This is a genomic window from Arthrobacter sp. TmtSoilC51, assembly GCF_055388015.1.
This window is the reverse complement of record NZ_AP035877.1, coordinates 1,266,928-1,280,111: the sequence shown is the minus strand read 5'-3', so window position 1 is coordinate 1,280,111 and position 13,184 is coordinate 1,266,928. Positions and strand designations below refer to the sequence as shown.

Here is a 13,184-nt window from a genome sequence, read left to right as displayed (position 1 = left end):
TCGAGTGCTTCCCGACGTCTTCGGCGCCCTCGCGAACCCTTCGCGGCGTACCATCCTCGATAGCCTCCGTGAGGGTCCATTGACGGCGGGCGATCTCACGGGCCGCCTGGACCTCAGCCGTTCTACAGCGTCCGAGCATTTGGCGGTCCTGCGGGAAGCCGGCTTGGTCCGGGAGGAACGGCAGGGCCGAAACAGGATCTATCACCTTGAGGCCGAGGGCCTGCGGGAAGCCAGCAACTGGCTGAAGCACTACGAGCAATATTGGAACCAGCGGCTCGACGCCCTGGCCGAACTATTGGATGAGGAAAACACTCCATGACCGAAAACGCCATCAGACTCGAGCGCACTTTCCCGCACCCCAAAGAGGCAGTGTGGGCTGCCCTGACAACCCCGGAACTACTCGCCCGCTGGTGGGCTCCCGGCGACATCGCACCCGTAGTGGGCCACCGCTTCACCCTGGACATGGGCGGTTGGGGCCAGCAGCAATGCGAAGTCCTCACCGTCGAGCCCGGTTCCGCGATCACCTTCATGTTCGCCGAAGGAGTTCTGGACACGACCATCACGTGGCAGCTCGAAGCCACCGAGGACGGCACCATCCTGCACTTTGAGCAAGCAGGCTTCCGCCTGGACACCCCGATGGGGCGGCAAGCCATGGAAGGCATGGGCAACGGATGGCCGGGCCTTCTTGCGCGCATCAACCAAGTCCTGATCAGCGTTAGTTAGGCACAACCACCCGAAATTCATGAAGTTGGAAAAGACCCAAGGCGGCATTTGAGATGCAAGACTCGAATTTGACAACAACTGAATGCCGGAGGTAAAGCGAACGCGGGCCGTAACCATTCGTTGTTGACAAGCTGATTGCCTTTATTTGTGCTATTGAAACCTTTCTTCAATCCCAGATATCAACGACATGTTGCCTATGGACACTAAAACTAAATTGATTTGACTAACTACAAATCGACCCCCTAAGTTAGCAATGCACTCACAGTGGGTGTATTGAAAGGGGGACTTCATGAATTCACGGGATACGCGCGGTATCGTGCTCAATTGGAGTAAAAGAGGGGTAGCTGCGACTCTCGCAGGAGTAATACTCCTATCGGCACCCGGCGCCGTCCGGAGTATGTCCACAACCACAGCAGCCTCATCTCCAGTTAGCATCTCGGCCGCATCCGCTGCACCGTCCAGCACCCAGGGACTTCTGTCAGCAACGCTCTCGGCGCCGACGGAAGCTACGGTGAGCACCGCTGCCACAGATGCGCAAAAACGGATCAATATCAGGCCGGTCCTGGACTGGATCCGGTGGGCAGCCCCATGGGTCTGGAACGCGATGGTCAACGCAGTAAAGTGGGGCTGGGGTGCTTTCCTGAACTGGTGGAACGGCCTGGCAGGATGGATTCGCAATACCATCAACTGGTTCATCGGTGGAGCCCTCTGGGACTTCTTCATTGAACTGCGCCGGTACTTCTTCGGCTGGTAAGAGCACGATCGGGTGGCTGGGTGCCGGTACGTCACCCAGCCACTAGGCAACCAGATCTTAGAATGGGGAAAGAGATCAAGCGCCTTCTCGCTCACGGAATCACTTTGGCGGTTCTGCTCAATGTCGCTGTTGTTCTGGCTTTAGGACTCTCTTATGAAGCGCTCGCTGCCGCTAACGTTGATCCGCGACTCATCACCACGCTTTCGCTGATCATCTGCGGCTGTGCCGCTATCGCACTCTCTGCCGCACGCTTCAAGGTCAATTTGCTCGACGTAGGCCAGCCAATGATCATCGATGGCCTATTGCATGCCAAGCGGTGCGCCGCACTGGTTGCCGGCTCCACGATCGCGATCGTTTGGATAGGTATTCAGGGGGTCAGTGACTTCCTGACGGCGGCCGCTGGTCCGACTGCGGTCCTGATGGAGGAAGTAATATTCCGCGGCCTCCCATTGGTCCTTATCTACGGAATGACAGCCTCCCGCACTACGCAAATCGGCATCACCATAGTGTTTTCACTCACGTTTGCATCGCTTCATCTATCACCGCTTGCAGTCATGTACGTGGATCGCTTTCTCTTCGCAGTTCTGGCCGTCTTACTGGCAGTTCACTTCCGATCAATATGGCCAGCATTCCTTTATCACCTGCTGTCCAATATCACGGCGGCTTCCGTCGCCGCCCCCTTGCACAATGACCTCCAAGCCTGGATGTATATTCCGATTGACTTGGCACTATTTTTACTGGTGTTTATAATGTGTTCACGAACAATAACCAAGAGAATTGTCTCAGAACGGACTAGCGTGAAATTATGACCCTGAGACTGGATAACATCTCGAAGTCTTTCGGAAACATAAAGGCCGTCCACGATTTGAGCTTTAGCTGCGCTCCAGGGACAATCACGGGGTTCATCGGGCCAAACGGGTCCGGGAAATCCACCACGCTCAGAATGATCGCGGGGCTGACCCGGCCGGACACCGGCTCCATTACGATTGCTGGCTCGCCCTTCCACGAACTGCTCAACCCGGGGGAACAGATAGGCTTCCTGCTTGATCCTTCGGCGCACCATCCCGGCAGGTCGGCCCGCGAAACAGTCATTTTGACCGCCGCAATGATGGGGCTTCCCATGCAGAGGGTGGATACCGTTCTTGAGTCGGTCGGCCTGGCCAGCGCGGGTCGTCGAAAAGTTCGGTCCCTGTCCCTGGGCATGCGCCAACGCCTTAGTTTGGCCATCGCACTTCTGGGAGATCCCAAGTACCTCGTCCTGGACGAACCAGCCAACGGGTTGGACGTCGAGGGAATGAGCTGGCTTAAGGCATCCATCCGGCGATTTGCCGCAGACGGTGGTGCAGTTCTCATCTCAAGCCACTTGCTGAATGAGCTTGAGTCCTACGTAGATCGCGTAGTCATCATTGACCGCGGCCGCGTGATCTCCAACTCCTCCATAGGAGACCTGGGAGGGACGGAAGTCACTGAAGTCGATGGCCCTCACAGGTCTGAAATCAGGCGCGTCCTGCAGGCCGAGGGAATCGCAATGGCCGACGCCCCTCATTCCGTCAATGAGCGAATTTCAGTCATGTCGTCACCGGAGCACGTCGGTGAAATTCTTTGGAGGAATGGCATCCAAGTGAGCCTACTGCACAGAAAGCCGGTGGAATCATTGGAAAGTTACTACAGTGAACTGACTTCCCCGGAGTTTGCAGCGGTCTCCAGGACGGAGGAAGGGAAATGAGCGGCATCAGCAGTCCGGTATCGAACCCCATCGGCGTTGCCGTCTACGTCGAAATGCGGAAACTCATCAATACCCGCAGCTCACGATGGCTTCTCTTTAGCATGACGCTTCTCGGCATCCTGATGATCGTCGCGTTCGTGGCCGTCTCAGCAAGCCGCAATGAGCCGATAGACATGTCCATGATGCTTGCGGCGTTGGCGTTGCCCGCTGGCATAGGCGCGCCAATTATTTCCATTCTCGCGATTACGTCCGACTGGCAGCACCGGGACAACGTGAAGTTCTTCGTGTTACAGCCAAGGCGGGGAGTGCTGCTTCTCGCAAAGTACATCGCTGTGGCAATCTTTGGCCTCGCCACCATGCTGGTGATTTGTGCTGTGGCATTCGCCGTGTCGGCAGGATTCTCCGTTTTCACGAGCTCGGACATCATGTTTGGAAGCCTGAGCAGGAGCGTCTGGCTACTGGTTTGTGCCACTCTGGTTGGCGTCATGTCAGGCGCTGCGGTCGCGTCCGCGCTCCTCTCGACGCCACTCGCGATTGTCTTTGTGCTGTTTCAGTCTTTTGTGTTCGACTCGTTGATTGGCCTGGTCGCTGGCGATGCCACGCCATTTCTTCAATCAGCCACGTTCACCAACGTTCTGACTGAAGGCGGCAACGCTGCAGCTGCCGCGTCTTCAGCTGTCATATGGATTCTTATTCCTTGTGTCATCGGGATCTGGAGAAACCGAACCAAGGATGTTGTCTAACCGCATTACGCGGGGATGGAGTAAGTCGATGGAAACCAGCACACAACAAGATCTTGTGTATGCATTGAGGCGGCGTGGAGTCGCTGAAAACATGATTCCCGGGCTCCTCAAAGAAGCCAATGAAAAGAGTTCGAGCCTCGGCAATCAATTCAGTGTGCCCGACTTCGTGGCGGGCATTCCCCGCGGCACCGGCCTGTCCAAAGGCACGAAGATTGGACGCGTGGCCGCCATTTTCCTTCTGGTCGGTATCGCCGCTCAGCTGTTTCTCAGCGGAGTCCTAGGCGTGCACCTTGGGTTTCCCGGCGTCCTGTACTACTACGGTGCGGTACTCGTTGGATTGAGCGTCCTTGTCTTTTCGGCGTACCGCGTTGACCGCAAATTGCCTCGGCTCTAACCATAAGGAAGTCTGACGCTAAGGGCTTCATTCCGGGCCGTATTCTTCTTCCAGTTCGGCGAGAACCTCGGCTGCTGTCCGGCTTCCGCCGTCCGCGAGTCGTCGAAGTTCCTCCACGTCGCCACGTTCTGAGGCAAGCTCAATGAGGAGGTCCACGGCGTCGGTACTCCCCTGCGCGGCAAAACGACGCAGTTCCTCAAGGTCGCCCCGCCCAGCGGCCAATTCCACAAGCTGGTCTATGGCGTCCTGGCTGCCTTGGTCTGCCTGCGCCCGAAGTTCGGTCAAATAATCGTCGGTCATGGTGTGAACATTTCACATTTATGGTGGATGAACCAGAGGAGCACGGCAGCAAGGGGCTGTCGGCCCTGTTCGGGCCGACAGCCGGGGCCGTGTCTAGAAGGTGGTCAGCACGGGCCCTCACACTAAAGGCCGCGTCTGTAGCGGCTAGCTCCCCGTGGCCAAAACCACACTGATCTGATCGCGGATCTCGTCTCCAACTTGCTCGTCGGTGAGACCGCTATTGGCAGACGAGGTCATGCTGATGAACATAATCGCGGAAATGACATGGGAAAGTTTCGCTGGGTCCCGGGCACCCAGCTGCTTATCACGGGCCAGGACCTCTGCGATGGCGGCCTCCGTGCGGATGGTCAGCGCAAGGGCCTCCGCGTGGTGGGGTTCGGCGAGGTCACCGAAGACGATCTCTTTGAGGTACGTCCGGCCGTTCTCGATCTGTACACGATTGCACTTCACGATGGGGCGGATGATCGCCATGATCCCATCAAGGACGGTTTCTTCCCGCTCTGCGGCGGCGACGCCCGAGCTAAGCGCTTCGGCGTATTTGACGTTGTGGACCAGGAGAAGCAGCTCCGCCTTGGTCTTGGCGTACAAGAACAAGGTTCCCGATCCGACGTCGGCCTTCTCAGCCACCTGCTGGGTGGTGACCTCGTCTACGCCGTACTGAGTGAAGAGCTCTCGGGCGGCAGCGGTGATGCGGTCAAGCTTCTCCTGCTTATTCCGTTCACGTCGGCCAAGGGTCGGGGGCACAGCCTGCATTCAGCTACCGTATCAGCGGCCCAGGAATTCGAGGGCGACGGGGACGAACTCCTGGTGGTACTGGAAGATGCCGCCGTGTCCTGAATCGGGGTAGATGATCAGTTCGCTGCCCGGAATCCGGCGGTGCATGTCGCTGGAAAGCCTGGACGGCACCATGCGGTCGTTGTCGCCGTTGGCGATGAGTGTCGGCTGGGTGATTGCGCCCAGGTTGGCCGGTTCCGTGCGACCCCACTTCTTGATGGCCTTCAGCTGCGTCTGGAAAGCCTTGGTCTTAATGGGCGCGTCCAGGTTGGTGGTTCGCTCCTTGAGCCGCTGGATAAATGCCCTCGCGGCAGGCTTGCCTGCGGCATCGCGGTTGAAGAACAGGAATTCTTTAGGGTCCTGCCGGGTCAAAGTGGCCCGCAGGATGTCGAAGTAGGTGACGCGGGCCACCTTATCAATGTCCTTCCCGCCCGCAGGACCTGTGCCCGCGAGGACGAGCTTCCGCACGAGCTCCGGGTATTTGACCACCAAAGCCTGGGCAATCATGCCTCCAAGCGAGAATCCAAAGAGGTCTACTTTCTGGTACCCGAGCGCCTTGATGAAGGTCGCGGCGTCCTCAGCCATCTCCTCGATCGTGCCCGGAACGTCGCCGGTTGTGGCACCGACACCACGGTTGCTAAAGGTGATCACGTGGTGCTTCTCGGCGATGGGGTCGATGATGCGCGGGTCCCAGTTGTCCATTGTCGCGGCGAGGTGGACCAGGAAAATGACGGGGATCCCGCCCTTGGGGCCCAACTCGCGGTAGCTGTAGGAGAGGCCGCCAGCGGTAACGGTGCTGACTGGTGCGTCCTTGTAGGCGGTGATGACATTGCTCATGATGTTTGTTCCTGAGGGTGTGATTGGTAGTAGTTGATTGCTTAGTGGCTGACGACTGTCTTGCCACGAACGCCGCCCTTTTCCATTTCGGCAAGGACGTCCGGAGTCTGGTCGAACGGGACTACTCGGCCCACCACGGGGCGGATCTCCCCGGCGTCGATGAGCGCGGCAATCTCGCGGAGCTGGCTGCCGTTGGCGCGCATGAAGAGAAACTCATAAGTGACGCCGAGACGACGCGCTTTACGCCGGATGCCACCACTAATCAGCGCCACAGCGCCCTTCATCACGGCGTTTGCTCCGAGCTCTTGGGCAAAGGCAGGATCCGGCGGGCCTGAAATGCCGATGGCCTTACCGCCCGGCTTGAGGACCTTCAGGGATCGCTCCAGATTCTCGCCGCCAAGGCTGTCGAGAACCAGATCGTAGCCATGGAGGATCTCCGCAAAGTCCTCCGTCCGGTAATCAATGACCACGTCCGCCCCGAGCTCGCGGACAAAGTCTTTGTTTCCGGCGCTGACCGTGGTGGCAACTGTGGCCCCCAGATACTTCGCGAGCTGGATCGCGATTGAGCCCACTCCTCCAGCACCCGCGTGAATCAGGACCGTCTGGCCCGGCCCAACCTTGCCGCGTTCCACGAGTGCCTGCCAGGCGGTCAACGCCACCAACGGCAGGGATCCAGCTTCGTCCATACTGATCGACGCCGGCTTGATGGCCAGATCTCCCTCGGCCACAGCGATGCGCTCGGCAAACGTGCCGATGCGATCCTGGTGCGGACGGGCGAACACCTCATCCCCTGGCTTGAAGGACTGTACTTTCGCACCGACGCTCACCACGACTCCGGCGAGGTCATTGCCTAGGATCAGCGGCAGCCTGTACGGGAGGACCTGCTTGAGCTCTCCCAACCGGATCTTCTCATCCAACTGGTTCAAGCCGGATGCCTTCACCTGCACCAACACGTCATGCGCGCCGACCACGGGCTCGGGAACGTCAACCTCTTGCAGGCGTTCTTTGTACTTGTTGAGGACGAAGGCTTTCACGGTTGCTCTCCTGACGAAATAACTGAGTAAGCTCAATTTTGAGTGCACTCAGTTCTTAAGTCAAGAGCAGGCCGTGGCTTCCCAGCAAAACGGCACGAAAAAGGAGACACGTTGTGCCTCCTCACTTTCAATCTATACGGCACAGGGGGCCTTGCCGCAAGGCCCAGGGGTTGCTGCAAAATTGAGAGCCGACGCCGGAAGTACGCGCTGTTTCAGACGCGCGGTTCCGGCGTCATCAGCCCAGAAAGGAGCTGACAGCGTGCCTCTCACAACCAGCGCGTTCAACCTTCCCGAGCACCTCGCACCCAAAGCAGATCCAGCCCTGACCGCTGCCGACGAGCAGCACTTCGCAGCCATCGCTGAAAGCCTTCAGCAGACCATCTCCGAGCTGTCCGATCAGCTCGATGCCCTTCGCAAGGCCCCAAGCCGCTTTGGCCAGGAGGCCGTGGAGAAGGACGTCGAAACCCGCCGGCTGACCGGTCGGCTGCGTGCCCTGCGTCGCTTCGGGCTGGACCTTTGCCTCGGTCGCGTCGTCCCCGCCGGCGACACGGAACCGCTCTACATTGGGCGACTCGGCCTCACGGACAGCGACGGCCGGAGGCTGCTTGTCGACTGGCGCTCCCCCGCGGCCGAGCCGTTCTTCGGAGCCACCCATGCCAACCCCATGGGCTTGGCGGCCCGCCGTCGTTATCGCTGGACCCGGGGCCGGATCACTGACTACTGGGATGAAGCTTTTACTGTGGATCCGGCCTCCGCAGATCCGGCTGGCGGCACCGCGGCGCTTGAGGATCTTTCGGCCTTCATCGCCAGCTTGGGCAGCAGCCGCTCCACCCGCATGCGGGACGTGCTGGGCACCATCCAAGCGGACCAGGACGCCATCATCCGCGCGTCTTCCCGGGGTGCTTTAGTGGTCGACGGCGGCCCAGGTACAGGCAAGACTGTGGTCGCCTTGCACCGCGCCGCGTATCTCCTTTACTCGGACCCGCGGCTCGGTCACCGCAGGGGCGGCGTCTTGTTCGTCGGCCCGCACCGGCCGTTTCTGGCCTACGTTGCAGATGTGCTCCCCAGCCTCGGCGAAGAGGGTGTGCAGACCTGCACACTGCGGGATCTCGTGCCTGAGGGAGCCGACGCCGCCCTTGAGGCCGACCCCGAGGTTGCCCGGCTCAAATCCTCGGCAGACCTGGTGAAAGCAATCGAGCCGGCTGTCAGGTTCTACGAGGCACCGCCCAGGGAGGGCTTGGAAGTCGAAACGCCCTGGGCGGATGTCTGGCTCAGTGCCGACGAGTGGGCCGAGGCCTTCGATGCACCAACGCCCGGCACTCCACACAATGAGGCGCGGGACGAAGTCTGGGAGGAACTGCTCACCATCCTGGTGGACAAGTTCGATACAGACGAGGTTCCGGAGGACTTGCTTCGCCGGTCCTTCGCGCAGAATCCGGACTTAGTGGAAGCATTCAGCCGGGCATGGCCGCTGCTTCATTACACGGACCTCGTGGCCGATCTATGGCGGGTGCCAGCCTACCTGCGTTTGTGCGCCCCTGGGCTCAGCGCTGATGAAGTGGCGAAACTTCAGCGGGCCACGCCGAACGCCCGGACCGAATCGGATTTGCCCCTTCTGGACGCAGCCCGGCAACGGCTCGGCGATCCTGAAGCGTCCAAGCGCAGGCGTCGGCAGAAGGCTGAAGCCGCTGCGGAGCGTGAGCTCATGGACCGGGTGGTGGAAGACCTCGTTGCCGCGGATGATTCCGAAATGCTGGTCATGTCCATGCTGCGAGGAGAGGACATGCAGGAGAAGCTCATGGACGAATCCGTGCTCAGCGCGGACCCGGATCAGCTCGCCGGCCCCTTCGCACACGTAGTGGTGGACGAGGCGCAGGAACTGACCGACGCCCAGTGGCAGATGCTCCTGCAACGCTGCCCGTCCCGGAGCTTGACCATCGTCGGCGACCGCGCGCAAGCCAGGCACGGATTCACCGAGTCCTGGCAGGAACGACTGGAGCGCATAGGGCTGAGCCACGTGAACCTGACCCATCTCAGCATCAACTACCGCACACCGGAGGAGGTCATGACGGAAGCCGAACCGGTCATCAAGGCAGCCCTCCCCGACGCCAACGTACCCACATCCATCCGTAGCAGCGGCCTCCCGGTCATCCACGGATCCGTTTCGGACCTGGACTCGATCCTCACCACGTGGCTTGAGGCGCACGCCGAAGGTATCGCTTGCGTTATCAGCAAGAACGACGGCGGACGCGGCTCGCTCCCAGCGTCGCCCCGCCTCCGTTGGCTGGCCCCGGAACTATCCAAGGGCCTCGAGTTCGATCTTGTGGTCCTGGTTGATCCGGAGGAATTCGGGACGGGCATCGAAGGAGCCGTGGACCGCTACGTCGCGATGACCAGGGCCACCCAGCAGCTAGTCATCCTCACCACTGCCGCCGCCGCCGTCGTCGAGAGTTTCTAGCTGGATGCCTCGGCAGCCGCTTTCAGGTCGGCCGCGAACTGGTGGGTTCGAACTCCTTGATCTTGAGTTTGAACGTTCGGCTGGGATCCAGTGTTGACACCAGCTGGATGGTTGACCCTGGTTTGATCTCGCCCTTCAACGAAACGATGGTTGAGTTCCATCGGGGGAAGTCGGCGGCGGACTAGTGCCTCCCTTGGGACAACTCCTTTTGGTTGGAGCGACGATGCCGCGGTCCCCTTCCCCGGCGTCGTCGGTGCAACAGGGCAGAAAGCGGCAACACCGAGCGGGAAACCAGCACAGCGGCGAGAACCACGACAGTCACAAGAACGGCGATGGAAACCAGCACCAGCCACAGTTCCGGCACGGGCGAGCCAGTAAGGATTTCCGGGGTTTTTTCGAGTCCAAGCATCTACTTCTCCTGCAATTTGGGGCCTATCTATTGCAGTGGTGAGTAGGAGTGAAGGCCGGAACGTGTCGCGGAAGTCAGGATTTTAGTTGTCTGGCCTTCAGCGCGTGTCCACGGAGGGCCGCCGCCACATCACGGCGAGCACCAACACCAGCACGTTCAGGCCGAGCATCACCAGCACCATGAGTCCCCAGTTGGCTTGGTTCACACCGGAGCCATACAGCACGCCAATCAGCACAGTTGCAGTGATCGCGCCCAGGTAGCGGCAGGTCTGGAAAATTCCCGCAGCTACTCCTCGTTCCTCCGGGCGTGCAGAAACGTAGAGCCCCTGGTTCGAAGCCGTGCTCACCATTCCGTAAGGGATGCCCATCAATGCAGTCAGCAGGAACACCAAGGGCGCCCACAGAGACAATGTCAGGGCGCCAAGGCCCACTGCGGCAGCAGTCAGAATCAGCACGCCGGTGATCAGGACGGAACGCACGCCGAACCGCTCAATCAGCCGAACGGTCAGTGGCGTCACCACAACCGACAACGCCGCAAGGGGCAGCATCAGCAGGCCCACCACACCGGCGTCGTAATGACCTGCCTCCTGCAGCAACTGCGGCAGTCCGAAGAATGCAAAGTAGTAGACGCCGCTGAAGACGACGAAGAGCAAATAGACCAGCAGCAGCGGCCGGTTCGTGCCCAGCAGCCGGAGATCCAGGAACGGCGGCCGGAAGCGCAGCTCACGCCAGGCGAAAAGCGCGCCGATCACTGTCGCGGCACCCAGGAGCCACCAGCGGTAACCCGGCAACACGTTGAGCAGCGCCATCATCGCGAGCATGAGCGAAGTGACGAAAGAGAGGATGCCGGGGATGTCGGAGTCGCGGATCAGCGCCGAGAGCTTGCCCGTTTCGCGGCCGGAATCAGCTGGCGCGGCCTTGTGCACCACAATGAGCGCCAGCAGCGCTATCGGCACGTTGATCGCGAACAACGCCTGCCAACCGACCAAGCTCACCAACAAGCCGCCGACCACGGGACCCACGGCAGCAGCCGACGTGTTTGCCATCTGGATCCGGCCCAGTGGCCGCGTGGACGGCATATTAGCGAGCTTGCTCAGTTCAGTGACCATCACGACGGCCGAGGGGTAGGCCGTGGCGGTCCCTACAGCCATCAGCGCGCGGGCCACGCACACCAACGCGAAGCTGGGTAGGAACGGTGCGATGGCGCAGGTGACCGCCACCAAGGCCATGCCGAAGGTGAACAAGCGGCGGGGGCCGAAGCGGTCGGCGAGCCTACCCATGAGCGGCTGGCCGGCAGCGGATGCGAGGTAAAACGACGTGATCACCCAGGTAACGGTGGCGACGTCGAGTGCGAAATCCTCGCGCAGCACCACTAATGCTACGGCGATCATGGACGAGTTCAGCGGATTCAGCGCCGTCCCGAGGCTCAGCGCAGCGATCGCGAGTCCGGGCCGGGATCTATTGGTCGTCACCCACCCAAGTCTGCTGCATGGTTGCTTCGGGTTACGAAACGAGTTCGCGGGGCGGACGGTCGAAGGCCCGCAGTTTGTCCATTCCTGTTGGTCGAGGGAACGATCCTGCAGAATCCCAGCCCTACTCCTCGAAGTGGGTCGTAACCTTCCCCGAGGACACTGCGGCGATGATCGACTGGGCCAAATGCCGCAGTTTGATGTTTCGATTGCTGGACGCCGTACGCAGGATGGTGAATGCTTCCTCCTGGCTGCAGTGGTTCTGCGCCATGATGGCGCCCACGGCCAGGTCGATCACCGTGCGCGACTGCATCGCAGCCGCGAGATCGTTCCGTGCATCGCTGAGTTGGGCGATCTTCAACGCGAGCCGCAGCGACTTGGAAGCATGCGAAGCGAACACCTCGGCACGTTCTACGTCATCGTCGCTGAACGCGTGGGTCCGCTCGGAGTATAGATTGAGAGCAGCACGGGTATCCCCCTCGACCAGCAGCGGCACGCTCAGGATGGACCGAAGCCCCTGATGGGAAGCGGCCTCGACATATTCCGGCCAACGGTGTTCGCGAAGAAGGTCCGGGACCAAAACAGACGTCAGCTTGTCCATGGCCGTAAGACACGGTCCCTCAAAGGTGTTTTGGAGTTCGTCCATGACGCGGGCACGGTCATCGCTGCTGGCGGCCGTGGCTGACCTCTTGCGCCGAAGGACTGTGATGCCGCAATAAACAGGGGACTTGCGGTGTGAGAGGCTCTCTGCCGAGAAAGAAGCGAGATCGCCGAGAAAAGCCTCGACGTCTTCGCTGCCCAGGACGAGATCCAGAAAATATCCATTCTGGAGAGCTTCCTGCTCGGGGCGGGGGTTGACCATGTGGCACGTTCCTACTGACTGAAAAGCGTCCCCAGCAGACAGCAAAGGAGCGAATATCGCCGCCCTCTGCAAAACGGTCTGAAGACACCATATCCTCCAACGATCAACGGTACAAAGTGCGGCACTCCATGCGTTGACCTGCAGATTGATGACCTAATGGGGGTCACTTTGTCAATCCGGGCAGGGTGTTACATCGAACGGAAAGTAAGTAGGCTTACTATATTATCCGAGTCCGAGCACCGGACCCATTCGTGCAAAGGAGACATCTGATGGGCGTTGAAGACAGCATCCGCAAAGCCGCCGAAAACGCGATGGAAGACCTGGCCGGCACCTCGGATCCAGTGGACGATCAACATGTGCCCGAGCCCGGCGCGAAGGATGACGACATCCAAGTCCACTCCTCCATCAGCGAAGGTTCAAACGCGATGGACTCCGAGTCGCCTGACCAGGGCAACCCGACAACCCCGGGTCACAATGCAGCTACGAGCGACACAGCTGCGAGTGACTCCGGCGAACGCCAGAACGAGCCAGGACCCGACGCCGCTACTGGCCAAGGCATGGAAACGGACGACGACGTTCAGGCCCCTTCGGGCGACGTCCCCGGACCGGCAGGCCTGCCGGATGGAACCCCGGACGAACTCCGGGCAGACCCCTCCGAAGGCGACCAAGACCCGTCGACGAGCATGGGTCGGGGCTAAGCTC

General features: G+C 60.4%; 16 protein-coding genes. 9 read left to right on the top strand and 7 right to left on the bottom strand.

Features of this window, described 5'->3' with window-relative positions; genetic code table 11:
- Positions 1 to 4: 4 nt before the first annotated feature.
- From ACZ5G6_RS06000 to ACZ5G6_RS05970, 7 genes are all read left to right on the top strand, one after another.
- Positions 5 to 319 (top strand): ArsR/SmtB family transcription factor, encoded by a 315-nt coding sequence (locus tag ACZ5G6_RS06000; protein ID WP_498690111.1) that lies wholly within the window; start codon positions 5 to 7, stop codon positions 317 to 319.
- The gene (locus ACZ5G6_RS05995) at positions 316 to 723 is read left to right on the top strand and encodes an SRPBCC family protein (protein ID WP_498690109.1); all 408 of its coding nucleotides are present in this window, start codon (positions 316 to 318) and stop codon (positions 721 to 723) included. The genes ACZ5G6_RS06000 and ACZ5G6_RS05995 overlap by 4 nt, the downstream gene beginning before the upstream one ends.
- A 511-nt stretch (positions 724 to 1,234) precedes the next feature.
- Positions 1,235 to 1,477 carry a hypothetical protein gene (locus tag ACZ5G6_RS05990; RefSeq protein WP_498690107.1) on the top strand — a complete coding sequence of 81 codons (243 nt, stop codon included), beginning with the start codon at positions 1,235 to 1,237 and terminating at the stop codon, positions 1,475 to 1,477.
- A gap of 62 nt (positions 1,478 to 1,539) precedes the next feature.
- The gene (locus ACZ5G6_RS05985) at positions 1,540 to 2,286 is read left to right on the top strand and encodes a CPBP family intramembrane glutamic endopeptidase (RefSeq protein WP_498690106.1); all 747 of its coding nucleotides are present in this window, start codon (positions 1,540 to 1,542) and stop codon (positions 2,284 to 2,286) included.
- Positions 2,283 to 3,203 carry an ABC transporter ATP-binding protein gene (locus ACZ5G6_RS05980; RefSeq protein ID WP_498690102.1) on the top strand — a complete coding sequence of 307 codons (921 nt, stop codon included), beginning with the start codon at positions 2,283 to 2,285 and terminating at the stop codon, positions 3,201 to 3,203. The genes ACZ5G6_RS05985 and ACZ5G6_RS05980 overlap by 4 nt, the downstream gene beginning before the upstream one ends.
- Positions 3,200 to 3,946 carry a hypothetical protein gene (locus tag ACZ5G6_RS05975; protein WP_223936171.1) on the top strand — a complete coding sequence of 249 codons (747 nt, stop codon included), beginning with the start codon at positions 3,200 to 3,202 and terminating at the stop codon, positions 3,944 to 3,946. The genes ACZ5G6_RS05980 and ACZ5G6_RS05975 overlap by 4 nt, the downstream gene beginning before the upstream one ends.
- Before the next feature lie 28 nt (positions 3,947 to 3,974).
- On the top strand, positions 3,975 to 4,340 hold the full coding sequence (locus ACZ5G6_RS05970) for a hypothetical protein (protein WP_223936170.1): 366 nt from the start codon (positions 3,975 to 3,977) through the stop codon (positions 4,338 to 4,340).
- A 27-nt stretch (positions 4,341 to 4,367) separates the two neighbouring features.
- On the opposite strand, the gene ACZ5G6_RS05965 is transcribed toward ACZ5G6_RS05970, so the two are convergent.
- From ACZ5G6_RS05965 to ACZ5G6_RS05950, 4 genes are all read right to left on the bottom strand, one after another.
- A complete protein-coding gene (locus tag ACZ5G6_RS05965; protein WP_223936169.1) occupies positions 4,368 to 4,640 on the bottom strand; it encodes a hypothetical protein in 273 nt (90 codons plus the stop codon).
- A 144-nt stretch (positions 4,641 to 4,784) separates the two neighbouring features.
- Positions 4,785 to 5,393: a TetR/AcrR family transcriptional regulator gene (locus tag ACZ5G6_RS05960; protein WP_498690100.1), complete on the bottom strand. Its 609-nt coding sequence runs from the start codon at positions 5,391 to 5,393 to the stop codon at positions 4,785 to 4,787.
- A 12-nt stretch (positions 5,394 to 5,405) separates the two neighbouring features.
- Positions 5,406 to 6,251 (bottom strand): alpha/beta fold hydrolase, encoded by an 846-nt coding sequence (locus ACZ5G6_RS05955; RefSeq protein WP_498690098.1) that lies wholly within the window; start codon positions 6,249 to 6,251, stop codon positions 5,406 to 5,408.
- 41 nt (positions 6,252 to 6,292) lie between these two features.
- Positions 6,293 to 7,285: an NADP-dependent oxidoreductase gene (locus tag ACZ5G6_RS05950; RefSeq protein ID WP_498690094.1), complete on the bottom strand. Its 993-nt coding sequence runs from the start codon at positions 7,283 to 7,285 to the stop codon at positions 6,293 to 6,295.
- A 259-nt stretch (positions 7,286 to 7,544) separates the two neighbouring features.
- Here ACZ5G6_RS05950 and helR point away from each other — a divergent pair, with 259 nt between their 5' ends.
- Positions 7,545 to 9,743 (top strand): RNA polymerase recycling motor ATPase HelR, encoded by a 2,199-nt coding sequence (helR, locus tag ACZ5G6_RS05945; protein WP_498690092.1) that lies wholly within the window; start codon positions 7,545 to 7,547, stop codon positions 9,741 to 9,743.
- A gap of 181 nt (positions 9,744 to 9,924) precedes the next feature.
- On the opposite strand, the gene ACZ5G6_RS05940 is transcribed toward helR, so the two are convergent.
- From ACZ5G6_RS05940 to ACZ5G6_RS05930, 3 genes are all read right to left on the bottom strand, one after another.
- Entirely contained in the window at positions 9,925 to 10,152 is a 228-nt protein-coding gene (locus tag ACZ5G6_RS05940; RefSeq protein ID WP_498690091.1) for a hypothetical protein, read from the bottom strand.
- A 97-nt stretch (positions 10,153 to 10,249) separates the two neighbouring features.
- Entirely contained in the window at positions 10,250 to 11,623 is a 1,374-nt protein-coding gene (locus ACZ5G6_RS05935; RefSeq protein WP_498690089.1) for an MFS transporter, read from the bottom strand.
- Positions 11,624 to 11,744: 121 nt separating this feature from the next.
- Positions 11,745 to 12,482 (bottom strand): ANTAR domain-containing response regulator, encoded by a 738-nt coding sequence (locus ACZ5G6_RS05930; protein WP_498690086.1) that lies wholly within the window; start codon positions 12,480 to 12,482, stop codon positions 11,745 to 11,747.
- A gap of 269 nt (positions 12,483 to 12,751) precedes the next feature.
- On the opposite strand from ACZ5G6_RS05930, the gene ACZ5G6_RS05925 reads away from it, so the two are divergent.
- Positions 12,752 to 13,180, top strand: coding sequence for a hypothetical protein (locus tag ACZ5G6_RS05925; protein WP_498690084.1), 429 nt, complete (start codon positions 12,752 to 12,754; stop codon positions 13,178 to 13,180).
- Positions 13,181 to 13,184: the final 4 nt, after the last annotated feature.